The organism is Arthrobacter sp. Z1-15, assembly GCF_054792395.1.
This window is the reverse complement of sequence record NZ_CP096454.1, coordinates 1,977,375-1,999,908: the sequence shown is the minus strand read 5'-3', so window position 1 is coordinate 1,999,908 and position 22,534 is coordinate 1,977,375. Positions and strand designations below refer to the sequence as shown.

Sequence of the window (22,534 nt, the reverse complement as noted above, 5' to 3'; positions counted from 1 at the left end):
ACGCATGTCCCCTCCCACCGCCCCCTTCACCGCCACGGTCAGGCTGGCCTGCACCGTCTCGGCCGCTGTTTTGCTGCTCGCCGGCTGCGCCAGCGATCCCGCCGATGTCAGCCCTGCACCTGATTCCAGCCGCACTGCCGCTGCCGGCAGCGCGGAGGGGACGGAGCCGCACGGCTACGTCCCCGGCGCCGAAGAAGCTGCCGAACCCCAGGCGCGGCTCACTGCCGTCGGTCCCGGCGGCGAGATCACGGTCACCGATCCGGTCAGCGGAACCGTCAGCCCTGTGGGCACCTTTCCCGGTACTTCCGCTGCCACCGGTACGGACAGGTTCGTCTTCCTGAGCAACCCGCAGGAGGGGACGGTCCGGATTGTGGATTCCGGCGGTTGGACCGTGCCGCACGGAGACCACAAGCACTACTACTCGGCAGACCCCGGAGACGTCGGGAGCCTCACCGGAGACCGCCCGGGAGCCATTACCGGCAACAACGGACAGACGGCCGTCTTTTTTGGCGACGGCACGGTGACTGCCGTGGACCACGATGACCTGGCGGAGGGCACGGTGGACCCGGTGAGCTTCAAGGTCACCGCCCACCGCGGTGCAGCCGTCCCGTTTGAGGGCAGCTATCTGGTCTCGCAGGCAGAACCGGGCGCTGAGCTGGCCTCCGCCGTGGGGCTTTACTCGCCGGACGGCAGGGAGCTGCCCCTGCCCGGGGCCGGGTGCCCGGAGCTGGAAGGCCACGCGGTAACCCGCACGGGCGTCGTGTTCGGGTGTGCTGACGGTGCACTGCTCGTGACCGCCGAGGCCGGCAGGATCACGGCCACGCATCTTCCCTACCCGGCAGCCGGACTGCCTGCCGGCGCCGACCGGGCGCGCGCCTTTGATTCCAGGTCCGGATCCGATGAGCTGGCCGCCGTGGCCGGTACCGCCGGGGCCTGGCATTTGGACACTGCCGCGGGGACCTGGCGGCTGCTGGCCACGGAGGAACCGTTGGCGGCCGCTGCGGCAGCCGGCGACGGCGCACGCGTCCTGGCGCTTGGGGCCAGCGGATCGCTGCTGTCCCTGACAGTTGCTGACGGTGCGCTTGAAGCCAGCGCACCGTTGGCCGGCCCGCCCGCCGCCGGTTCCGCTCCGGCACTGGAAATTGATCCGGAACGTGCCTATGTCCTCAATGAAGCGGGCGCCGTCCTCGAGATCGACTATGCGGACGGGCTGCGCACGGCCCGGGAACTCGACACCGGACTGTCCGCGCGGCTGCTGGTGGAGACCGGAAGATGACGGCCGCGCAGGGCGTATCGCTGCCACCTTCCCGCCGCTCCCGGGTTTCTGCACGCGTTCGAGCGGCCGCCCTTGCCCTGGCCGCCGGAACGGTGCTCAGCGGATGCACCACGCTGGCGGAGTCCGCGGAATCCCGCGGCACCATCGTCGTCACCACCAACATCCTCGGCGACGTGGTGGAGAACATCGTCCGGGATGAGGCCAACGTCGTCGTGTTGATGGAAGCGGGAAGCGACCCCCATTCCTTTGGCATCTCCGCCCGGCAGGCGGCGGAGCTGGAATCTGCGGAATTGATCATCGCCAACGGGCTTGGACTGGAGGAGGGAGTGCTGCGCCATGTTGATGCTGCCGCGGACCAGGGCGTACCGGTGCTGGCCGTGGCCGATTCCCTGGACCCGCTGCCGTTCACTGCCGACGGCGCCGCCGACGGCGTTCCGGACCCGCACTTCTGGACGGATCCGCAGCGGATGGCCGGCGCCGCCGACCTTATTGCCGGGGCAGTGACCGAGAACGTGCCGTCGGCGGATGCGGCAGCGGTCCGCAGCCAGGCCGCTGCCTACCGTGCGCAAATCGAGGAACTCGAGGCCTGGATGGAAAGCGAGTTTGCGGCAATTCCCGCTGACCGGCGCAGCCTGGTCACCAACCACCACGTTTTTGGTTACCTGGCGTCCCGGTTCGGATTCACCCTGACGGGAGCCGTCATTCCCGGCGGCACCACGCTGGCCTCACCCAGCTCTTCGGATCTCGATGACCTGGCAGCAAAGATCCGGGCGGCGGCAGTTCCGGCCATCTTTACGGACTCTTCCCAGCCGGACCTCCTGGCCCGGGTGCTCGCGGAGGAAGCCGGGCTGAACGTTGCCGTCGTCGGGCTGTTCACCGAGTCCCTGGGAACTGGCGGTTCGGGCGCCGAGAGCTATCTGGAGATGATGCGCACCAACACTGAACGCATCGCCGCCGCCCTCAGCCGCTGAACGCCCCGCGCAAAAGTTTGTCCACCCGCCGGCGGCTTCCGCCGCTTTGGCATCCCTGTTATATCCCCACCGAAAGAAGGACCCTCATGACCCTGTCAGCCCCATCCCTCCGCCGCGCCGCAGCGCTCTCCGTCGCCGCGCTCCTGCTGGCCGGCTGCGGCACCGGTCAAACGCCGGCTGCCCCGGACCCGTCCCCGGCGGCCGCCTCCGCCGGCTCGCCGGATGCTTCCGGGCACGAATCGCCGGAAGCTTCGCCGCGCCTTGTCACCACCTACGACGGCGGGGTGCAGGTGCTCGACGGTGAAACCCTGCAGGTCCTGGCCGACTTCGAGATGAGCGGATTCAACCGCATCAATCCCGCCGGCGACGGCCGGCACGTCATCATTTCCACGGCGGATGCTTTCAAGGTTCTGGACACCGGCACCTGGACCGACGACGACGGCACGCACCGCACCTCCGACCCGGTGCTGACCGGCCTTGAATTCGACACCAGCAAGCCCGGCCACGTGGTGCACCACGCGGGACGCACCGTCCTGTTCAGCGACGGCACCGGAGCAGTGGAATCGTTCGAGACAGCGGACCTCGCCGGGCTGGCCCGCGGAGAGAAACCCGACACTGAAACCCACACCGCAGCCGAAGCCCACCACGGAGTAGCGGTTGAGCTCTCCAACGGGGAGCTGGTGCTGACCCTGGGTAATGACGAGGAGCGCCCCGGCATTACCGTCCTGGATTCCAACCGCGGGGAAATTGTCCGCAACGAGGACTGCCCCGGTGTGCACGGGGAAGCCACGGCCGCGGGGGAAGCGGTGGTCATCGGTTGCGAGACCGGCGTGCTGGTGTACGACGACGGCGCGATCACCAAGATTGACAGCCCGGACGCCTACGGCCGGATCGGCAACCAGGCCGGCAGTGAAGAGTCTCCGGTGACGCTGGGCGACTACAAGTCGGATCCGGATGCGGAGCTGGAACGGCCGGAACGGATTTCCCTGATCAACACCGCAACCAAGCAGCTGCAGCTCGTGGATCTGGGAACCAGCTACAGCTTCCGTTCGCTGGCCCGCGGACCCCACGGCGAAGCCCTGGTCCTGGGGACCGACGGTGCACTGCACACCATCGACCCCGAGACCGGAGAACTGGTTTCCAGCACGGCGGTGGTGGAGCCCTGGGAAGAGCCGCTGGAATGGCAGCAGCCGCGGCCCACGCTCACCGTCGTGGACCACACGGCCTACGTCACGGATCCGTCCGCGAACACCGTTATCGCCGTGGACATCGAGTCCGGAACCGTCACCGGAAGCGGCAAGCTGGAACAGACTCCCAATGAACTGACCGGGGCTGCCGGGCAGCTCCACTCGCACAGCTAGGAGGCGGCCGGGTCCGGTGCGGTCAGTCCTTTTTCCGGGCCCGGCTGGGCTGGACCCGCATCGGCTCGCCGGGCATCTTGGGATAGTCCGGCGGAAACGGCATTTCGCCCAGCCCGTTGTCCAGGTCCCGCTGCCACCACTGCAGCAGCACGTCGATGCTGCCGGGGTTGGTGCCCATGTCCGCCCACGGATCCCCCACGGTGCGCAGCCGCTCCGGCACGGTGAGGATGGTGAAGTCCCGCGGGTCCGCTGCTTCGAGTTCGTCCCAGGTCAGCGGGGCCGACACCGGTGCGTGCGGCAGCGCCCGCGGGCTGTACGCACCGGCAATGGTGCGGTCCCGGTTCGCCTGGTTAAAGTCCACAAAAATGTTCTGCCCGCGCTCCTCCTTCCACCACGCCGTGGTGACGCGGTCCGGCATCCGGCGTTCCAACTCGCGTGCGGCGGCGATGACGGCGTGCCGGACGTCGAGGAACTCGTGGTCCGGGATGATCGGTGCGTACACGTGCAGCCCGCGGTTGCCCGATGTCTTGATGAACGCCTCCAGCCCCGCCTCCGCCAGCACCCCGCGCAGCTCGATCGCCGCCGGTACGGCGTCGTCAAAATCCGTGCCGGGCTGGGGGTCCAGGTCGATGCGCAGCTGGTCGGGGTTGTCCGTGTCTTCGGTCCGGGACGGCCAGGGATGAAACACCACCGTGTTCATCTGGACGGCCCAGACCGCCGCAGCCGGTTCATCGAGGACCAGCTGCGGGTGGGCGCGCGCGCTGGGGTACGTGACGGTGACGGCGCGGATGAAGTCCGGGGCGCCCCTGGGCGGGTTTTTCGAGAAGAACTGTTCACCGTCGATTCCCTCCGGGAACCGCTGCAGCGAGACAGGGCGGTCACCGTTGGCAGCAATGAAGGCGCTGCCAACCTCGGCCACGTAGCGGGCCAGGTCAAGCTTGGTCAGGCCCAGCTCGGGCCAGAGGACCCGGTCGGGGCTGGAAATCCGCATCTCGCGCTCGCCGTGCGGACCGGGGACTGTCAGGGTGGTTGCTTTGCCGGCCATGGCGATAACCTACTCCGGATTCCGCGGAGGGTCACGGTGCGGTGTGTCGGTGCCGGCGGACCGGGTGTCGCCGGTGCGGTGACGGGAGGCCCGGTGTCAGTCAGCGGCGGCCGGTTCACCCGCCGCGCCCCGGCGGTACTTCTTGTGTCCGTGCACAAAGTGGTAGAGCACAGTGGTGGCCAGGATGCATCCGGCCAGCAGCCAGTACATGCCGTGGAAACCGGTCACGGGAACCAGGGCGCCAAGAACCAGCGGACCCAGGCCAACTCCGGCGTCCATCATGATGAAGTAGGTGGAGGTGGCCAGCCCGATCCGGTGCGGCGGAGCCATGGTGACAGCCACAGCCTGTGCGGTGGGGACCAGCGCGCCGAAGCCGATGCCGACAAACACGCCGGCTGCCGCCAGGACCAAACCGTTGGGGGCCCACGCCAGCAGGGCCAGGCCTGCGGCAAAGGACACCAGTGTCGGATAGATGACCGCGTTGTCGCCGTAGGTGTCCTGCAGCCGTCCCATGAAGAGCCGCGAGACCAGGACGACGGCGGCATACACGAGGAAGAAGGCGCTCGCGGCGGTCACGAGGTTTTCCGACTGTGCGTAGGAGTTGATGAAGGTGAGGATGCCGGCGTAGGAGGCTCCCGCAACAAACATGATGGAAGCGATGGGCAGCGCGGCCGGATCCAGGATGTCGCTGAACCGCAGCCGCCACTTGCGCGCCTGTTCCGCCGCCGTCGGCGTGCGCTCGGGCAGCTTCAGCATCAGTGCGGTCACCAGGGCAAGGCCCGCACAGCCGGCGCTGGCCAGGAAGAGGAAATCGTAGGTCATGCTGTCCACGATCAGCACGGCGAGGAAGGGCCCGACGGCGGTGGCCAGCGTCGTCGAGATGCCAAAGTAGCCGGTGCCCTCGCCGCGCCTGCGGACCGGGATGAGACCCATGACCGATGCCGAGATTGAGGTGCTGGCAGCACCGAACGCCGCTCCGTGAAGCAGCCGGATGGCGAGCAGCACAGCGAGGCTGTCAGCCAGGGGGTACAGCAGCGCAGCAGCCGCAAAGACAGCGAGACCGCAGAGCAGCAGTCTGCGCCGCCCGACGAAGTCCAGGAACTTGCCGCTGAAGACGCGGGCCACAAGCGCCCCGATGACGAAGGAACCCGACGCAAACCCTGCCGCGCTGTCCGATGCCGCGAACTGCTCCACGGCATACAGCGCCATGGTGGTCATCAGCAGGTAGAACACCAGGGACAGGAAAAAGTTGGTGATAATTGCGAGGACAAACCCCTTGGTCCACAGTTTCTGACCGCCGCGCGTCACCGATTGCTCCTCAAATAAAATTGCACAGGCCGAACCTTGAGCAGGCCCGGGACTTGTGCAGTGCGTGTTTCCGGCCCCGCTGGCCGCGGGGACCGGCGCCACTACGTTACGCCTCCTCAAGTTGTTGAACAAAATGCCCCGGTCGCCCGGCGCGCGGGCGGCGGGTTCCCATTTGTGATCCCTGGGGCTCCTGCACGGCTGCCGACCTGTCACTGACCCGCACCCGAACATAAGCTGGAAGCCGCCCGGTCCCACTCCCGGCCGTGCCGCGCCGTCCGTCCGGGCCTGCGAAAGGACCGCTGTTCGATGAGGAATCCTTACAAGCCGGCCTGGTGGACCAACGCCGTTGTCTACCAGATCTACACCCGCAGCTTTGCCGACAGCTCGGGCGACGGCGTCGGCGATCTGACCGGCATCATCAACAACCTGGACTATCTCAGTGAGCTCGGCGTGGATGTGCTCTGGCTCTCGCCCATCCACCAGTCCCCCCAGCACGACAACGGCTACGACATCAGCAACTACTGGCGGATTGACGCATTGTTCGGCACCGAGGAGGAATTCGACCGGCTGCTGGCCGAGGTTCACGGGCGCGGCATGAAGCTCATCATGGACCTCGTGGTGAACCACACCTCGGATGAGCACTCGGCTTTTCTCGTGTCATCGTCCTCCCGCAGCAACGTGTCGCGGGACTCCTACTTCTGGCGGGACCCCAGGCGCGGCTTTTCTCCCGATGAACCGGGAGCCGAACCCAATAACTGGGGTTCGGTTTTCGGCGGCAGCGTCTGGACCTACCACCCCGGAACGGAGCAGTACTACCTGCACCTCTTCAGCCCGCACCAGCCGGATCTGAACTGGGAGAGCACCCGGGTCCGCCACCGCGTCTACGAAATGATGAACTGGTGGCTGGACCGCGGCATCGACGGTTTCCGTATGGACGCCATCAACTTCATTTCCAAGCGGCCCTCCCTGCCGGACAGCCCGGTGTCCACGGGCGGTATGTATGCGGACGGCTCCCCCTTCTTTGTGTCCGGCCCCCGGGTCCACGAGTTCCTCCAGGAAATGATGCGGGCCGTCTTCAGCTATCGGGACACCGATTACCTGGTGGTGGGAGAAACCGACGGCGTGACGGTCGACGAGGCAGTGCTCTTCACCGACCCGCTGCGCGGGGAACTGGACATGGTCTTCCATTTCGAACACATGCGGCTGGACCAGGGCCCAGGCGGCAAATGGAACCATCTGCCTCTGAAGCTGCAGGACTTCAAAACCATCGCGAACCGATGGCAGCGTGCGCTGTCGGACCGCGGCTGGAACAGCCTCTACCTGGGCAACCATGACCAGCCGCGTTTGGTTTCGCGTTTCGGAAACGACGCCGAGTACCGCTACGAATCCGCCACGCTGTGGGCCACGATCCTGCACCTGCAGCGCGGCACGCCCTTCATCTATCAGGGCGAGGAGATCGGCATGACCAATGCCGACTTTACCTCGCTGGACCAGTACCGGAATGTTGAGTCGCTGGCCTTCTATGAATTTGCCGTCAGCCGCGGGATTGCCGCAGAGCACGTACTTGCCCTCATGAACCGGGTGAGCCGGGACAACGCGCGCACTCCCATGCAGTGGAATGACGGACCCAACGCCGGTTTTACCTCCGGCACACCCTGGATTGACGTCAACCCCAATTATCAAACCGTCAATGTCGAGGCGGACCGGAGCGCGGCGCAGTCGGTGTTCCGTTACTACCAGCGGCTGATCGCCCTGCGCCATGCCTCCCCCGTTGTCGCGCTGGGCGACTTCGAGCTGATGGACCCCAGCGACCCGGCGCTGTTTGCTTTCCGCCGCCGGCTGGGGAACGAGGAACTGGGCGTGATGTGCAACGTGTCCGATGACCCGCTGGCCGTGCCGGCCTATACCCGCCCGGCCCGGCTGGTGCTGGGCAACTACGCCAGGGCCGGTGATCCTGACATGCTCCGGCCCTGGGAAGCACGGATCCACCGGTTGTCCGGGAACAGCAGCCCTAGCGGCGGATAATCCGGCGCTTGCGTGCCTCGTTGACGGCCGCCGTCCTGTTGTCCACGCCGAGTTTCTCGTAAATGTGCACCAAATGGGTTTTGACGGTGGCTTCGGAAATGTAGAGAGCCCGGGCCATCGCGCGGTTGGCCATGCCGTCGGCAAGCAACTCCAGCAGTTCCAGCTCGCGCGGACTCAGGGTCGTTTCAGGGTTCCGCAGCTGGCCCAGCAGCCGCCCGGCGACCTGCGGAGCCAGCGCTGTCCGTCCTTCGGAAGCAGCGGCAACGGCGCTGCGGATCTCTTCGGGTGCTGCGTCCTTGAGCATGTAGCCGGCCGCTCCCGCATCGATGGCCGCGAGGATATCGGCGTCGCTGTCGTAGGTTGTCAGGATCAGCACCGGCGGGCCCTGGGCGGCGCGGATCTTCCTGGTGGCCGTGACTCCGTCCATGCCCTGGCCCATCTGCAGATCCATCAGGACTACGTCCGCCGGGGTTCCCAGTGCCTGCAGCCGATCGAGTTCCGTGAGGGCGGCAGCGCCGTCCGCGGCTTCAGCGGCCACTTCCACCCCCTCGAAGTCCCCCAGCATGGCGCGCAGTCCGGCCCGCACCACGGGATGGTCATCAACCAAAAGGATCCGGAGGGGATTCATGCGTTCTTCCCTGTTGCGTTCTTCTCTGGTCCAGTCAGCCCGTTGCCTAACGGCAGCCGCAGGGCCACTGCTGTCCCCTCGCCCGGGGCTGACTCGACGTTGAGGCTGCCGTGCAGGTCGGCAACCCGTTCGCGCAGCGACAGCAGTCCGAAACCGGAGCCGTCGGTCCGCGGTCCCGCGGGAAGATCTGCAGGGTCAAAGCCCGCGCCGTCGTCGAACACGTCAAGCGCCACCGAATCCCGCGAGTATTCCAGCGTGACGACGGCGGAGGAGGCATCAGCGTGGGAGAGGACGTTGGCCAGCAGCGACTGTGCCGCGCGCAGCAGTGTTGCCTCGTAGGCGGCGTGGAGCGGTACCGGCGTTCCGTCCACCCGGAAAACGCACTCGAGCCGCTTCCCTCCGGCCGCTGAACGCCGGGAAGTGTCGGAGCAGAGCGCAGCAAGGCGGGTATCGAGGGAACCGCGTTCCAGCGGCGCAGCGGCCAGGCCGCGGACAAACCTGCGGGCCTCGGCCAGGTTCTCGGCTGCCGTGCTCTGCACCAGGGTGATCCGTTCGCGCGCCAGGGCCGGGTCTCCGTTGTCCAGGGCGCTGCCGGCTGCACGGGCCAGCAGCACGATGCTGGACAGCCCCTGGGCCAGGGTGTCGTGAATTTCCCGGGCCAGCCGTTCGCGTTCGGCCAGCATGCCGGCGTCGTGCTGGGACGCAGCAAGCTCACCCCTGGTGCGCTGCAGCTCGGCAAGCGCCCGGCGCTGGTTGACGCTCTCCCGGTGCAGGGCAGAGTAGGCACTGCCCATGATCACGGCAAACAGTGCACCGATGGCCGGGCCCAGGAGGGCCGGTGCCGTCGGCTCGCCGGCACGTGAGAACTGCGCGGCGATGACGGCTGCCGTAGTCAGGGCAACGGCAGCGAGCGCCGGAGCGGTGCGCAGCAGGTGCAGGTCCAGAAAGAACAGCGGGAAGGCCACCCAGGAGAACTCGGGACTGATGATCAGCAGGCACAGCCACAGCGCAGTCACGAGAGCCAGCCAGACGGGACCGTAGCGGGTGGGGTCCGGGCCCCTGCCCGTGGTGGCGAACCGTTTCTCTGTGGCTGTCCCGGCCAGGTAGACCCCTGCCAGCACAACACTCAGGACGTACGCGCAGACCTGTGCCGGCAGGGCGGGCGGCGCCAGGGTCATTTGCACCACGGCCAGCAGCAGCAAACCGGCAAAGGCCGCATGCAGGGCGGTGCGCAGTGCGCGCAGCACCACGTCCCCCGATGATCCGCCTGCGGGCGGACCTGAAGCGGCCGCTGCACCCCTGCCGTCAGTCCACATCTCCGCGCCGTCAGGCTCCGCCACCTCTGGCAAGGGTCGGCGGAGGGCACGGGCATTCATTCCTCCAGCCTAGGGTGCCCGGGCCGGCGGCACATCAACCAAACGGTGGACCCGGCCCTCACCCCCATGGACGCGGCCAATCAACCGCGCTCCCGATGGTTTCTTCCCCTATCCGCGGAAGGCTGGAAAGCGTGGACATCACCGGCCGGAACCCCGGCTGTTATGAAAGGACCTTCCGTGTATCTCGCACTTCGTGACATTCGCTTCGCCAAGGGCCGCTTTGCCCTGATGGGCAGCGTCGTTGCGCTGATCTCCCTCCTGCTGGTGCTGCTCTCCGGGCTCACCGCGGGCCTTGGCAACCAGAACACCGCCGCCGTCGCCTCCCTTGCCGACAACGGAATCACGTCCGTGGCTTTCGGCGCCCCGGGTAACGGGGAAGCCAAGGCCTCCTACACCGAGTCCGTGGTGACCGACCAGCAGCTGCAGCAGTGGCGGGACACCGACGGGGTGGCGAACGCGCAGCCGCTGGGCATCACTCAAACCCGTGCCGTTGCCGGGTCCACCGCCAATGTGGCCGTCTTCGGCGTCGAACCGGGTTCTTCCCTGGCTCCCGGAACCGTTGACGACGGCGGCGTCATCCTGGGTGCCTCCACGGCGGAGGACCTCGGTGTCACCGTCGGCGGCACGGTGGCGCTGGGCGGGCGGGAGCTGACGGTCACGTCGATTTCCGAGGACTCCTGGTACAGCCACACGCCGGTGGCCTGGGCAGCACTGGATGTCTGGCAGCAGGTTGCACACACCAACGACGCCGGCCTGCCGAAGGCACCCATTGCCACAGTCATTGTCGCGGACGCCTCCAAAGACGCCGCCGGGCAGGCTGATGCCGCGGCAGGTACCGTCTCCACCGACGTCAGGGGCTCCTTCAGCGCCCTGGGGTCCTACACCTCCGAAAACGGCTCACTGCTGATGATGCAGGTTTTCCTCTACGGCATATCCGCACTGGTCATCGTGGCCTTCCTGACCGTCTGGACCGTGCAGCGCACCCGTGACATCGCGGTGCTCAAGGCCCTGGGCGGCTCAACTTCTTACCTGCTCCGCGATGCCCTGGCCCAGGCCGCAATTGTCCTGACCGGCGGGGCTGTTGCCGGCGGGCTGGCGGGAGTGGGCCTTGGCGCGGTGGCCGCCGGGGTGGCTCCGTTCCTGCTCAGCTTCACCACAACGGTGCTTCCCGTCGTCGGCATCGTCCTGCTGGGACTTGCCGGCGCCGCACTCGCGGTCCGCAGTGTCACCAAGGTGGATCCGCTCACCGCGCTGGGCGGGAACTGAGGGGTCAACCCGTGGGCTTGCCTCCCCGTTCCGCCATGCGTTCCCGTTCCGCCATGCGTTCCCGTACGTCTTCCCGAAAGGACTCTCCCATGCATTCCTCCCCCCTGCCCCTCGACATTACCCAGACCCCCGCAGGTCCGGTTCCCGCCCTGGCGCTCGCCGGCGTCACGCTCGAGTACCCGGACGGTGAAGGGACCCTCAAGGCCCTGGACGATGTCAGCCTGCAGGTGCCGGCCGGAGAAGTCCTGGCCCTGGTTGGCCCCTCCGGTTCCGGCAAGTCCTCGCTGCTGGCCGTGGCGGCGACCCTCATCCAGCCAACAGCGGGAAGTGTCTCCGTGGCCGGCACGGACACCGCCGCGCTTGACGACGCCGGGCGCACCACCCTGCGGCGCGGCAAGGTGGGCCTGATCTTCCAGCAGCCCAACCTGCTGCCCTCGCTCACCGCCGTGGAGCAGCTGGTCATTACCGACCGGCTGCGCGGCATCCGGTCCTCCTCCTCCGATGCGAGGGCACGCGAGCTGCTGGATCTGGTGGGTCTGGCGCCGGCCGCGGACAAACGGCCGCACCAGCTCTCCGGCGGGCAGCGGCAGCGCGTGAACATTGCCCGGGCACTGATGGGCAGCCCGGCGCTCATGCTGGTGGATGAACCCACCGCGGCCCTGGACCATGAACGGTCCGAGAGCATCGTCAAGCTGCTCGTGCAGCTGACCCGCGAATTCGGTTTCGGAACGGTTCTGGTCACGCACGACACCGAGTATGTGCCGCTGACCGACGCCGTCGCGGGCATGCGCGACGGCCGCCTCGCCCCCGGTTCGCTCGCGGACTTTGCCCGCTAGCGAACCGGAAGATTTACAGCCGTCGACTGCCGTCAGGACCACGAGGCTTCCGGCCAGCCATCCTTCCACTGCAATTGTGTGATGCCCAGCCGGAAGGCCCCGTCAAGGCCCGCGTCGTAATAGTGGAACGCCAGGTAGTCCCCAAACACCGACTGTCCGCCCGGCCCCGCACCGTGGCCGTCGCGGGAGAGGACCGGGGTGCCGCCGTCCTCGGTCATGGGAACCCCTTCAGCATCCAGATACGGACCGGTTACGCTTTCCGAGCGGCCCACTGCGATGTTGTACGTGCTGTCGGTGCCCTGACAGCAGAAATCACGGGACACGAACAGATAGTAGAACCCGTCGCGGGGCAGGATGTACGGGGCCTCGATGGCGTTGGGCGGGGACCCGCGGCCGGCCAGGGTGAGCGGTTCGGCGTCGTCGGCGCGTTTCCCGTCCTCCCAGTCCAGCTCGACCATGCGGATACCGGACCAGAAGGAGCCGAAACTCATCCAGGGGGTTCCCTCGGCATCCTCCACTATCCCCGGGTCGATGGCGTTGAAGTCCTCGCCCAGCGAAGATATGACGGGCCCGCGGTCCACCCACTTGTAGCCGGGATCCGCAGGGTCCAGGGTGGTGTTGGTGGCCAGCCCGATTACCGAGAGGTTGCTGCCGAACGACGACGCGGAGTAGTAGAGGTACCACGTGCCTTCGTGCTCGTACAGTTCCGGAGCCCACAGGTTGTCCGTCTTCGGCACTGCCTCCGTGATCCATTCCGGTTTTTCCTGCCACACTTCGCCGGCATATTCCCACTCCACGCCGTCCTCGGATCGGCGGATCTGAATGTTGCCGTCAGCCACCTGCCCGTTGCCCGTGGAATAGACGAACCAAGGTTCGCCGTCCGTTCCCGCAACCAGGGCCGGGTCATGGGTGAAGAAGTCGCCGCCGGACTCCCGCAGGCCTGCCGGACCCGCACAGCTGGCCAGGCCCAGGGCAAGGGCAAGGCACGCCGCGAGGAAGGCAGCCGGCATCAGCCTGCTGCCTCCCCTGCGGTGCAGCCGCGCCGGGCGACGCCGCGGGGAAATCCCGCCGGTGCCCGGCGCCGCGCTCAGGCCAGGGCGAGCGCGGACCATGACACCGGAGCCAGCCGGACCGTTAGCACACCGTCCTGCAGCGATACTTCCTGAAGCTCCTTCAGTCCCACGCGTCCCTGGTCCGTACGGGTGTTTTTGGCATATACGTCCTCGTCGTGAAGCGTATGGGCTTCGGTCACCACGGTTGCATCCAGGTCACTGACATCGATTGACACCTCCAGCGTCTCGGTCTGACTGCGGTTCACCAGAAAAACGGCGGAGGCACCGGTTGCGCTGTCGGTGGTGGCAACAACGTCCACCAGCGGAGCCTCGCCGTACACGGCCGTGGAGTAGGTGCCGCAGGACACCCGCGGCAGCAGCACCTCGCCGCGGGCCAGCCGGGAGGTCACCGAAAACGGGAAGAAGGTAGTCTGCCGCCAGGCGTCCCCGCCGGGTTCGGTCATGATCGGAGCGATGACGTTTACCAGCTGTGCAAGCGACGCCGACCCCACGCGGTCGTGGTTCTTCAGCAGCGTCATCAGGAGGTTTCCGAACACGACGGCGTCTGCCACGGAATAGACGTCCTCCAGCTGCCGCGGTGCCACCCGCCACTCGTCATTGACCTCATCCGATGCACGGTGTTCGTCCAGGTACCAGATATTCCACTCGTCAAAGGAGAGTTTCAGCGTCTTGCTGCTGCGGAGCTTGTGTTTGACGTGGTCGGCGGTGGCCACCACCGTTTCGATGAAGTACTGCATGTCCAGGGAGGAGGCAAGGTAGGAACCGAGGTCGCCGTTGCGCTCCTGGTAGTAGGCGTGGCATGAGATGTAGTCCACGTGCTCGTAGCTGTGCTCCAGCACAACCCGTTCCCACTCGCCGAAGGTGGGCATGGCGGATCCCGATGAGCCGCAGGCCACCAGCTCCAGGCTGCTGTCGGCTGTCTTCATGGCCGACGCTGTGCGTGCGGCCAGCCGGCCATAATTCTCCGCGGACATGTGCCCTATCTGCCAGGGCCCGTCCATCTCGTTCCCGAGGCACCACATACGGATGTTGTGCGGTTCCGGCGTTCCGTCGGCGATCCGCTTCTCGCTCAGGGCTGTTCCCGACGGGTGGTTTGCATATTCCAGCAGGTCCAGCGCTTCCTCGATTCCGCGGGTGCCCAGATTGACCGCCATCATCAGTTCCGAGTTGGTCAGTTTGCACCACCGGGCGAATTCGTTCAGGCCCACCTGGTTGGTTTCAATAGCGTGCCAGGCGAGATCCCGGCGCACGGGCCGCTGCTCCCGCGGTCCCACACCGTCTTCCCAGCGGTATCCGGAGACGAAGTTTCCTCCGGGGTACCTGATGGTGGTTGAGCCGAGTTCCTTAACGAGTTCAACGACGTCCAGCCGGAAGCCGTCCTCGTTCGCCGTGGGATGCCCGGGTTCGTAGATGCCGTCATAGACGCAGCGGCCCAGGTGTTCCACAAAGGAACCGAAGATCCGCCGGTCAATGGGTGCCACCGCTGCCGCACGCGAGATGACGGCGGTGGCGGGGATGGTTGTTGGCGCAGCTGCGGTTTCAATTGCGGCAGTGCTGGTGGCGGTCATGGATCTTCCTTTTCTATACAACGTTGTAACAATGGGGTCTGAGTAACAATGGGGTCTGAGGGGCGGTGGAGATATCAGGGATGCTTGGACTCAGGCAGCGGAGGCGGCGTGCGAGCCCTTCATATCCGGGGCGGGGGCCGGGGCCGGCGCGGGAACTACAGCCAGCTCGCCCAGACGGCGGTCCAGCAGCCATCCGGTCAGCAGCAGGGGCAGGGATGCGCCGGCCAGCGGAATGAGCACCGGAACAGCGGTGAATACCGACCCCGCGGCGGCCAGGGTGAGAAGGACTCCCAGGCCTGCAACAGGCGAGGCAATGGGCAGGACCAGCGCCAGGCGCCATGTGCGGAGCACCGTGTCGCGGTAGCGGACACAGATCGATACGGCGGTGAAAGCCGCTGCAAGTGCGATCAGGCACACCGCGGCGAACAGCGAGAACAGGACCGCTCCGGCCGGGGACGGTCCGGACAGCGGGCTGATTCCGGGGGTACTGAATGACAGGATATTCAGCACCGCCAGTACTGCAGCGGCCCAGAAGATGCTCCCCACCCGGTTCATGTGCGCAAACTGCCTGCGGTAGACGGCGACAAAGTCCCGGACCAGCCGGTCCTCTGCCGTTCCGGCCCGCAGCCGGGCCAGCAGTGCGGAAGCCGCGGCAGCTGCCGGAAACAGGCCAAGGACTCCCAGCCCGGCAATCGTCCCTGCGAGGAACAGCACATTGATCAGGACCAGGCGCACGCCGAAGGCGAGCCATTGCATCAAACGCTCGGCCCAGCCCAATGACGTGGTCATAACTCTCCTTCCCTGGTACCGAACCAGGCGGTTCCGCCCGCGTCGATACCGCTGAAGCACAGGGAAATGCGTCCGCCGGCCCAGTCCTGTCCTGCAAACACCACAGCGTCGATTTCCGTTCCGTTGACCAGCACCCGTGCCGTCGAAGGTGTTCCGTCGCTGGCCCGCAGCTCCGGTGACGCCAGGGTCATTCTGCGGGCGGAGACCGGTTCGGTGCTCAGCGGATCCATTTGCGCCACCAACCAGGAGCCGTCAACGCCCGACGGATCGGGCAGCCGCTCTGTTTCCCGGCCGGCAAAGGGCTGCGGCGAGGCCACCGGCCACCCGCCTGCCGTGAAGTACAGCCGCCGCAGGTGGGCCGTGTGCTGGGACGGATCTTCGGCGAAACGCACGTGATGCACCATGAAGTATTCGTCCTCCTCCTGCCCGGCCGCGGAGAATGGAGTGTCAGTGAGCCCCGTGTCAATGAATACGGAGTTGTGCCCGGGGGCCAGCCACCGCGTGCCGCCGGGGAATCCATAACTGCCCAGGATCTTGGTTCCCGCGGCCCCGGGCTCCGGCTCTGCTTCGGTGAGGAGGTGCCCGTTCCAGTCGCGGTAGGGGCCGGTGATCTCCGCTGCCACGGCGGTCCGGATGTTGTAGGTGCCGAACAGCGAGTCGTAGGAAAGGAACAGCACGTAGCGGTCCTCCTGCGGCCGGTACAGGATGAAGGCGCCTTCCACCGCGCCGTCCACCGAGGGCGGGCGCCGGGCCAGGAGTGTGCCGGGACCGTCCTCGGCTGCCAAACCTGTCCGGGGATCAAGCTTCAGCGTGTAGATACCGTCAAAGAAGGAGCCGTAGGCCAGCCACGGATCACCGCTGCGGTCAAAGCTGACGGCGGCGTCGATGGCGTTGTGGCCCGATTCGCCCTGGGTGGTTTTCAGCACCAGCCCCCGGTCCGTCCACGGGCCGCCGGGGTGGGCGGCCACGGCCAGGCCAATCGCCGAGGTCCGGGAGCCGAAAGTGGAGGCGGAGTAGTACATGCGCCAGCTGCCGTCCGTCCAGCGAACGACGTCGGGGGCCCAGAGTCCTGCGGCTCCCGTCCACTGTGCTGCGGGCCCTGGTACGCCGTCGAGCGCCGTGCCGGCGTACTCCCAGGTCACGAGGTCCTGCGAGCGGCGGACGTGGACGCCTGCCGGAACATCGGCGGAATTGGCCAGGGCGTCGGTGGAGAACATCCAGTATGTGCCGTCATCGCTGCGCACCACGGTCGGGTCGTGGGCGTGCCTGAGCCCCTGGCTTTCAAGGGCCCCGCCGGGCTGTATGTGGCCGGTCGCCACGGTCAGCCCTTTGACCCGGTCAGTGCGATCGACTCGATGATCTGCCGCTGGAAAATGAGGAACACCACGAGTACCGGAAGCAGGGCGATAAATGAGGCGGCCATAATCAGCGGGTAATCGGTCTGGATGGCGTACTGGGCGTTGAAGCTGGCAATGACGAGCTGCAGCGTCTGGATGTCGGGAGAGTTCAGGTAAATGATGGGCGCCAGATAGTCATTCCAGACGGCCATGAACCACAGGATGAACTGTGCCGCCACGGCCGGCTTGATGATGGGCAGAATGAGCCGGATGAAAATCTGGAAGAAGGACGCGCCGTCAAGCCGCGCGGCTTCGACGATGGAGTCCGGGACGTTGTTCAGGTACTGCCGGAGGAAGAAGATCATCACGATATTGCCGAAGACAAACGGCACAATCAGCGGCAGGAGCGTGTCCACCCAGCCGAGCCCGGCAAACATCGTGAACTGCGGAATCATCAGGGTGGGGAACGGCACCATGAGGGCTGCGAGGAGGAACAGAAAGATGACGTTCTTGAACGGCATGCGCATCTTCGCGAAGGCGAAGGCAGCCAGGCCCGAAAACACGGTTCCGACAATGGTGACCGAACACGCCACGATCAGGCTGTTCTGGATGCCGCTCAGCAGCGGACCGGCTGTCCAGACGCGGATGTAGTTTTCCCACTGCACCGGATCGGGGATCCACTGCGGCGGAAGGGCAAACACATTGTCCCGGGTTTTGAGGGAGGTGGAGAAGGTCCAGGCCAGCGGGGCGACCATGATGACGGCGCCCAGCGAGAGGAAGATTCCGACAATGAGGTTGCCGGGCGAGAAGCGGCGGCCGGGGCCGGGACCGCCGCGGCGCTCGCGGGCCGCCCGACGGCCGGTGCCCGGTTTATCCGGGGCTCCCGGGATGGGATCGGCGGGATTGAGCGGTGGAGTGAGCAGATGTGACGATGACATAGTGGTCGCCCTCAATCGATGGAGAACTGGTTGCGGCGGTTAAGGCGGAACTGCAGGAAAGTAACGACGAAGACCAGCAGGCCCAGCACCACGGACATGGCGGAGGCGTATCCCATTTGCAGGTTGTCGAAGGCCTTCTGCCAGATGTACCAAACGATGGTTGCAGAGGAGAATTCCGGGCCGCCGGTGGGAGTCATGATGTTCACTTCGACGAAGATCTGCGAGCCGCCGATAATGCTGGTTACGAGCAGGAAGAACGTCACCGGGCTGACCATGGGCAGCGTGATGTGCAGGAACTGCTTCCAGGCGTTGGCTCCGTCCAGGGCAGCTGCTTCGTACAGGTGGCGCGGAACCGACTGCAGCGCCGCCAGGTAGAGGAGCATTGAGTAGCCCAGGCCCTTCCACACAGCCATGAGCATCAGGGCGGGCTTGACCGTGTCGGCGTTTTGCAGCCAGTTGGGGCCGTCGATGCCCACCAGCGCCAGAACCTGGTTGATAAGTCCGAAGTCTCCGTTGAAGGCCCACTGCCACAGAATGGCAACGGCTGCAATGGAGGAAATGACCGGCAGGTAGTACACGGTCCGGAAGAATGTGGTTCCCCGCATTTTCCGGTTCATTGCCAGTGCCAGGGCCAGCGACACCACCAGCCCGATCGGAATGGCGATCATCATGAAGACCGTGTTCCACAGGGATTTGAGGAAGTACGGGTCGTTGAACATCGTGACGTAGTTTTTCAGGCCGCTGAATTTCGGTGCGGATAAACCGTTCCAGTCGGTAAAAGATGCATATATCGAGTATCCGAGCGGATAAAGCGTGAAGAGCAGGAAGCCGAGGACGGGAATGGCAACAAAGGCCAGGGCGGCCCGGTGCTCCCCCCGGTGCAGCGTTGACCGGCGCATAGTCTGGGACATCAGTAATCCTCTTTGATTGTGCTGATCGATCCCACGGCACCTGGCCGTGGTGGGGCAGGTGCCGCGGCCGGGTAAGGGCCGCGGCACCTGCGGTCTGGAAGTGCTAGCCGATACCGGCCTGCTGATTCGCTGAATCCAGGAACTGCTGCATCTTGGGCTGGGCTTCCTTCAGATAGTCCGCTGCCGTCTGATCGCCGTCCAGGACCGGCTGGATGTTGGTAAAGAATTCGTCGTACCACTCGCCGTTGTAGGTGAAGCCGCCCGGCAGCGGACGGCCGTAGTCGTTCACAATGTCCAGGAATTCCTGCTTGTTCGCCGGCTTGGTGGTTGAGTCCGCAGCCCAGGTTTCGGCCATGTCCTTGAGATTGGGGATCTGCACCCCTGCGTCCACGAGGGTTTGCTGCGCTTCCACGTCGGTGGAGAGGTACTGGGCCAGCTTGACTGCCTCCTCCGGGAAGTCACTGCTTTCCGCGACGGCAATTCCCAGGGTGCCGATCCACGAGGCGGCCTCCCCGGTGGATCCTGCCGGATAGGGAATAACGTCGTAATCGAACGGCAGCTTCTCGTACGTCGACAGGTCCCAGGGCGCCACGGGGAAGAAGGCGATTTCACCCTGCATCCAGCGCTGGTAGGTGTCGAGGGTCTGGGCCTCGCTGGCAGAGGGAGTTACTCCGTGCACGTTCTGCAGATCCGCAAACCACTGCAGGGCTTCGGCGAACTCCGGAGTGTCCACCGTGACCTTGGTGCGGTCCTCGTTAAGGAAGTCCGCACCGTTGGACCAGGCAAACGCCTGGACGTTCCAGGAGACGTTTAGCCCGGTCCCCCACTGGTCCAGCGCGCCGTCGCCGTCTGTGTCCTTGGTCAGCTGCTTGGCTACGTCCACGAATTCGGCCAGCGAGTACGGCTTGTCCGCATCGGGAAGCGGAATGCCGGCTTCCTCGAACATCGTCTTGTTGTAGCCAAAGGAGAACGGGCCGATGTCCTTGGGCAGTGCATAGATGGGGCCCTGTCCCATGAGCTTGCCGTCGTAGCGGTAGCTGTCGATGCCGAAGTCCCAGATATTGTCCAGATCGATCGATTCCACGCCTTCAACATCGGCGGTGATGTCCTTGATGATGCCGTTGCCGACGTAGGACTGGACGTCGCCCGGGGCAACGTAAAAGACGTCAGGAATCTGCTTGCCTGCAATGGCAGCTTTCAGCTTCGTGTTGTACTCGTCGGCCGTAGTGACGATCATTTCGACGTCAACGCCGTTGGCTTCCTCGAAGCGGGCTACGGCGGCGTCGTACGCCGTCTTCTCGTCCGGTCCCCCGCGGAACATGAACGTCAGTTTTTTCTCGTCTGAATCAGCGCCCGAAGATTCGGAGCATCCGCTGAGTAAAAGGGCTGCGGCTGCGACCATTGCCGCGCCTGCAGTCAGTGAACGTGACCTCATTATCACGTAGTCGTTCCGGTGAATGGTGCCTGGGGTGCGGCCGCTGCCGCCTGAAGAATGTGAGCCAAACCACGTTTACAACGTTGCAAGAGCAATATTCCACGCGATTGCTCCGCCGTCAAGGCATCACTCGGGCATTTCCGGTATTGGAAATTGCGTGGTTGTGTTAGCGCTAACAGGTAAACTGGGCAAACAGCTCTTTGGCAGGGCCGGCGGGTGCTCCGCAGGCAGGGCCGCTGACCCCGGGACAGCTACTGCATCAGCACAGCCGACGAGAGGACCCGAATATGAACAGGCCGGCCATTAGCCCCAACGGACAGATCATCACTTTGGAGGCAGGCCCCTACAGCGCAGGGATAGCCACTGTGGGAGCAGGAATCCAAAGTCTGCGCCACGGTGGACGCGACCTGGTGCTCCCGTTCGACCCGGATCTCGTTCCGCACGCCTACGCGGGCAAAACGCTTGTTCCCTGGCCCAACCGCATCGACTCCGGCACGTATGTTTTCCGGGGTAAAACGTATGAGGTTCCCGTTAATGAAGCGTCCACGGGAACCGCGCTCCACGGTCTGGCGGTCTGGGTGGACTGGCAGGTTGCGTCCCGCTCGGAGCACGCCGTCGTGCTGGAGCACACACTGCACGGGCAGCCGGGCTACCCGCATCAGCTGCAGCTGCGGGCCGAGTTTGCGCTCACTGAGGAAGCAGGCCTAACCGTGACGGTCAGTGCCCGCAATGCAGGCCGCACGGCTGCGCCCTACGGCGTTTCCTGCCATCCGTACCTCACCGTCGGCCGGTCGGTGGACGACTGCGAAGTGGGCTTTGCCGCCTCACGGGTACTCATGACCGACGACCGCCTGCTGCCCCTGGAGCTGAAGGAAACGGCGGGCACGGACTACGATTTCTCGCAGCCCCGCGTCCTGGGCGCCATGAGCCTGGACCACGCCTTCACCGGCCTGCCCGACGGCGGATGGCAGGTGAGCCTGCGCGACCCCGCGACGGGTGACGCGTCGGTACTTTCCTCCCCGGCCGGGCCGGAGGGATCGGGCTGGCTGCAGGTGTACTCCGGAGAAGAGCTCGGACGCCTGGGCATGGCCGTTGAACCCATGTCCTGCCCGCCGAATGCCTTCAATACCGGCACTGACCTCATTGTGCTGGAACCCGGCGACGAGCATACATTTTCGTACACTGTCAGCGCCGGCTAGCCTTCCGGCCACCGGCACCCGCACAGACACACGTGAAGATCGACAGAAAGCAGCCCATGGCACCGTTACAGCGCAGGCTCTCCGGCGCGCCGCCCACCATGGAGGACGTAGCCCGCGTTGCCGGCGTGTCCCACCAGACGGTTTCCCGGGTCTTGAATGAACACCCCAACGTCAGCCAGGCCACGAGGGAAAGGGTTTCTGCAGCCATCGGGGAGCTCGGCTACCGGCGAAATGCTGCGGCCCGGTCCCTGGTGACGCGCTCTTCCAAGGTGATCGGCGTCATCATTACCGAACTTGAGCAGTACGGACCGGCGAGCACCCTGCTGGGCCTGCAGGAGGCAGCCTTTCGGGAGGGATACTTTGTCAGCGTGGCCGGCCTGCGGGAGCTATCCCCGGACGCCATGCTGGAGTCTGTCAACCATCTCCTCAACCAGGCGCCCGATGGAATCGTGGTGGTGGCACCCGTACAGGCCGGCGTCGACCTGTTCCGCGACCTGCAGCTGACCATTCCCCTGGAAGTCGTGGCCGGCGGACTGGCCCCGGAAGGAAGCCAGGAGCAGGCGGCACGGACAGCAGTGGCGCACTTGGCCGACCTTGGGCACCGGAGCATCGCACACCTTGCCGGACCCGAGCAATGGATCGATGCGCAGCGAAGGGCATCCGGGTGGCGAGCCGAGCTTGAGGCCCGCGGGTTGGCGGCTGCGCCGCCGATGACCGGTGACTGGGGTGCGGAATCCGGCTACCGCAACGGGCTGGAGTTCGACGCCGCCGCCCACAGCGCCGTATTTGTCGCCAACGACCAGATGGCCCTGGGGTTCATGCGTGCTCTGCATGAGCGCGGTATCAGTGTCCCCGGAGACATCAGTGTCATGGGTGTTGATGACCAGCCCGAAGCGGCCTACTTCCTTCCGCCGCTGACCACCATCCGCCAGGACTTCCGCAGCATGGGCAGGTACTGCATCGATCGGCTCCTGCTGCAGATTGCCGGCTCCGCCGCCGGTGCGGGCGGGGAATCAGGGGGAACTGCGGCCGGCACGCCCGAAGATCTGCCGGCACCGGAGCTGATGGTCCGCAGCAGCACCGCTCCCCGGGGGCAATAGGAGGCACCACCGGCGCGGCGGGGCGCGCTTCGTTTCGCTGAAATATCCTCGTCTTGACAATGAGACACAGCACACATCTAATTGTTAGCGCT

At 65.8% G+C, this 22,534-nt stretch carries 19 protein-coding genes; 8 read left to right on the top strand and 11 right to left on the bottom strand.

What is annotated here, in order from left to right; translation table 11 throughout:
- The first annotated feature begins 4 nt into the window (after positions 1–4).
- From M1D40_RS09180 to aztD, 3 genes are all read left to right on the top strand, one after another.
- On the top strand, positions 5–1,276 hold the full coding sequence (locus tag M1D40_RS09180; protein WP_461168631.1) for a hypothetical protein: 1,272 nt from the start codon (positions 5–7) through the stop codon (positions 1,274–1,276).
- Positions 1,273–2,247, top strand: a complete 975-nt coding sequence (gene aztC, locus M1D40_RS09175; protein WP_461168630.1) for a zinc ABC transporter substrate-binding protein AztC — start codon at positions 1,273–1,275, stop codon at positions 2,245–2,247. Before M1D40_RS09180 ends, aztC begins: the two co-directional genes overlap by 4 nt.
- An 86-nt stretch (positions 2,248–2,333) precedes the next feature.
- Entirely contained in the window at positions 2,334–3,608 is a 1,275-nt protein-coding gene (aztD, locus tag M1D40_RS09170; protein ID WP_461168629.1) for a zinc metallochaperone AztD, read from the top strand.
- A gap of 22 nt (positions 3,609–3,630) precedes the next feature.
- Here the strand turns inward: aztD and ligD are convergent, their stop codons facing one another.
- Together ligD and M1D40_RS09160 are read right to left on the bottom strand one after the other, a co-directional pair.
- Entirely contained in the window at positions 3,631–4,653 is a 1,023-nt protein-coding gene (ligD, locus tag M1D40_RS09165; protein WP_341393081.1) for a non-homologous end-joining DNA ligase, read from the bottom strand.
- Between the two features lie 96 nt (positions 4,654–4,749).
- Positions 4,750–5,961 carry an MFS transporter gene (locus M1D40_RS09160; RefSeq protein ID WP_461168628.1) on the bottom strand — a complete coding sequence of 404 codons (1,212 nt, stop codon included), beginning with the start codon at positions 5,959–5,961 and terminating at the stop codon, positions 4,750–4,752.
- 306 nt (positions 5,962–6,267) lie between these two features.
- Between M1D40_RS09160 and M1D40_RS09155 the strand changes: the two genes are divergently transcribed.
- Complete coding sequence (locus M1D40_RS09155; RefSeq protein WP_461168627.1) at positions 6,268–7,986, top strand: alpha-glucosidase; 1,719 nt, start codon at positions 6,268–6,270, stop codon at positions 7,984–7,986.
- Here M1D40_RS09155 and M1D40_RS09150 read toward each other — a convergent pair.
- Positions 7,973–8,614, bottom strand: a complete 642-nt coding sequence (locus M1D40_RS09150) for a response regulator transcription factor (RefSeq protein WP_341393078.1) — start codon at positions 8,612–8,614, stop codon at positions 7,973–7,975. The two genes, M1D40_RS09155 and M1D40_RS09150, sit on opposite strands and share 14 nt — an antisense overlap.
- Positions 8,611–9,990: a sensor histidine kinase gene (locus tag M1D40_RS09145; RefSeq protein WP_461168626.1), complete on the bottom strand. Its 1,380-nt coding sequence runs from the start codon at positions 9,988–9,990 to the stop codon at positions 8,611–8,613. The genes M1D40_RS09150 and M1D40_RS09145 overlap by 4 nt, the downstream gene beginning before the upstream one ends.
- A 177-nt stretch (positions 9,991–10,167) precedes the next feature.
- On the opposite strand from M1D40_RS09145, the gene M1D40_RS09140 reads away from it, so the two are divergent.
- A complete protein-coding gene (locus M1D40_RS09140) occupies positions 10,168–11,256 on the top strand; it encodes an ABC transporter permease (protein WP_461168625.1) in 1,089 nt (362 codons plus the stop codon).
- 89 nt (positions 11,257–11,345) lie between these two features.
- Positions 11,346–12,092, top strand: a complete 747-nt coding sequence (locus tag M1D40_RS09135) for an ABC transporter ATP-binding protein (RefSeq protein ID WP_461168624.1) — start codon at positions 11,346–11,348, stop codon at positions 12,090–12,092.
- Positions 12,093–12,124: 32 nt separating this feature from the next.
- On the opposite strand, the gene M1D40_RS09130 is transcribed toward M1D40_RS09135, so the two are convergent.
- From M1D40_RS09130 to M1D40_RS09100, 7 genes are all read right to left on the bottom strand, one after another.
- Positions 12,125–13,102: an arabinan endo-1,5-alpha-L-arabinosidase gene (locus M1D40_RS09130; RefSeq protein ID WP_461168623.1), complete on the bottom strand. Its 978-nt coding sequence runs from the start codon at positions 13,100–13,102 to the stop codon at positions 12,125–12,127.
- Between the two features lie 77 nt (positions 13,103–13,179).
- Positions 13,180–14,646 (bottom strand): arabinosylfuranosidase ArfA, encoded by a 1,467-nt coding sequence (arfA, locus tag M1D40_RS09125; RefSeq protein WP_461171038.1) that lies wholly within the window; start codon positions 14,644–14,646, stop codon positions 13,180–13,182.
- 177 nt (positions 14,647–14,823) lie between these two features.
- Positions 14,824–15,522 (bottom strand): YesL family protein, encoded by a 699-nt coding sequence (locus M1D40_RS09120; protein ID WP_461168622.1) that lies wholly within the window; start codon positions 15,520–15,522, stop codon positions 14,824–14,826.
- The gene (locus tag M1D40_RS09115; RefSeq protein ID WP_461168621.1) at positions 15,519–16,841 is read right to left on the bottom strand and encodes an arabinan endo-1,5-alpha-L-arabinosidase; all 1,323 of its coding nucleotides are present in this window, start codon (positions 16,839–16,841) and stop codon (positions 15,519–15,521) included. Before M1D40_RS09115 ends, M1D40_RS09120 begins: the two co-directional genes overlap by 4 nt.
- A gap of 2 nt (positions 16,842–16,843) precedes the next feature.
- Positions 16,844–17,797, bottom strand: a complete 954-nt coding sequence (locus M1D40_RS09110; protein ID WP_461168620.1) for a carbohydrate ABC transporter permease — start codon at positions 17,795–17,797, stop codon at positions 16,844–16,846.
- An 11-nt stretch (positions 17,798–17,808) separates the two neighbouring features.
- Entirely contained in the window at positions 17,809–18,708 is a 900-nt protein-coding gene (locus M1D40_RS09105) for a carbohydrate ABC transporter permease (protein ID WP_341393068.1), read from the bottom strand.
- Between the two features lie 103 nt (positions 18,709–18,811).
- Positions 18,812–20,110, bottom strand: a complete 1,299-nt coding sequence (locus M1D40_RS09100; RefSeq protein ID WP_461168619.1) for an ABC transporter substrate-binding protein — start codon at positions 20,108–20,110, stop codon at positions 18,812–18,814.
- A gap of 320 nt (positions 20,111–20,430) precedes the next feature.
- Here M1D40_RS09100 and M1D40_RS09095 point away from each other — a divergent pair, with 320 nt between their 5' ends.
- Together M1D40_RS09095 and M1D40_RS09090 are read left to right on the top strand one after the other, a co-directional pair.
- Positions 20,431–21,342, top strand: a complete 912-nt coding sequence (locus tag M1D40_RS09095; protein WP_461168618.1) for an aldose-1-epimerase — start codon at positions 20,431–20,433, stop codon at positions 21,340–21,342.
- A gap of 56 nt (positions 21,343–21,398) precedes the next feature.
- Positions 21,399–22,442, top strand: a complete 1,044-nt coding sequence (locus tag M1D40_RS09090) for a LacI family DNA-binding transcriptional regulator (protein WP_461168617.1) — start codon at positions 21,399–21,401, stop codon at positions 22,440–22,442.
- The last annotated feature ends 92 nt before the right edge of the window (positions 22,443–22,534 follow it).

What these genes read in the sequence shown, in the direction of transcription:
- M1D40_RS09180 (WP_461168631.1), top strand. Translation starts at nt 5, where the DNA reads ATGTCCCCTCCCACCGCCCCCTTCACCGCCACGGTCAGGCTGGCCTGC.
- aztC (WP_461168630.1), top strand. Translation starts at nt 1,273, where the DNA reads ATGACGGCCGCGCAGGGCGTATCGCTGCCACCTTCCCGCCGCTCCCGG.
- aztD (WP_461168629.1), top strand. Translation starts at nt 2,334, where the DNA reads ATGACCCTGTCAGCCCCATCCCTCCGCCGCGCCGCAGCGCTCTCCGTC.
- ligD (WP_341393081.1), bottom strand. Translation starts at nt 4,653, where the DNA reads ATGGCCGGCAAAGCAACCACCCTGACAGTCCCCGGTCCGCACGGCGAG.
- M1D40_RS09155 (WP_461168627.1), top strand. Translation starts at nt 6,268, where the DNA reads ATGAGGAATCCTTACAAGCCGGCCTGGTGGACCAACGCCGTTGTCTAC.
- M1D40_RS09150 (WP_341393078.1), bottom strand. Translation starts at nt 8,614, where the DNA reads ATGAATCCCCTCCGGATCCTTTTGGTTGATGACCATCCCGTGGTGCGG.
- M1D40_RS09145 (WP_461168626.1), bottom strand. Translation starts at nt 9,990, where the DNA reads ATGAATGCCCGTGCCCTCCGCCGACCCTTGCCAGAGGTGGCGGAGCCT.
- M1D40_RS09135 (WP_461168624.1), top strand. Translation starts at nt 11,346, where the DNA reads ATGCATTCCTCCCCCCTGCCCCTCGACATTACCCAGACCCCCGCAGGT.
- M1D40_RS09130 (WP_461168623.1), bottom strand. Translation starts at nt 13,102, where the DNA reads ATGCCGGCTGCCTTCCTCGCGGCGTGCCTTGCCCTTGCCCTGGGCCTG.
- M1D40_RS09120 (WP_461168622.1), bottom strand. Translation starts at nt 15,522, where the DNA reads ATGACCACGTCATTGGGCTGGGCCGAGCGTTTGATGCAATGGCTCGCC.
- M1D40_RS09110 (WP_461168620.1), bottom strand. Translation starts at nt 17,797, where the DNA reads ATGTCATCGTCACATCTGCTCACTCCACCGCTCAATCCCGCCGATCCC.
- M1D40_RS09105 (WP_341393068.1), bottom strand. Translation starts at nt 18,708, where the DNA reads ATGTCCCAGACTATGCGCCGGTCAACGCTGCACCGGGGGGAGCACCGG.
- M1D40_RS09100 (WP_461168619.1), bottom strand. Translation starts at nt 20,110, where the DNA reads ATGGTCGCAGCCGCAGCCCTTTTACTCAGCGGATGCTCCGAATCTTCG.
- M1D40_RS09095 (WP_461168618.1), top strand. Translation starts at nt 20,431, where the DNA reads ATGAACAGGCCGGCCATTAGCCCCAACGGACAGATCATCACTTTGGAG.
- M1D40_RS09090 (WP_461168617.1), top strand. Translation starts at nt 21,399, where the DNA reads ATGGCACCGTTACAGCGCAGGCTCTCCGGCGCGCCGCCCACCATGGAG.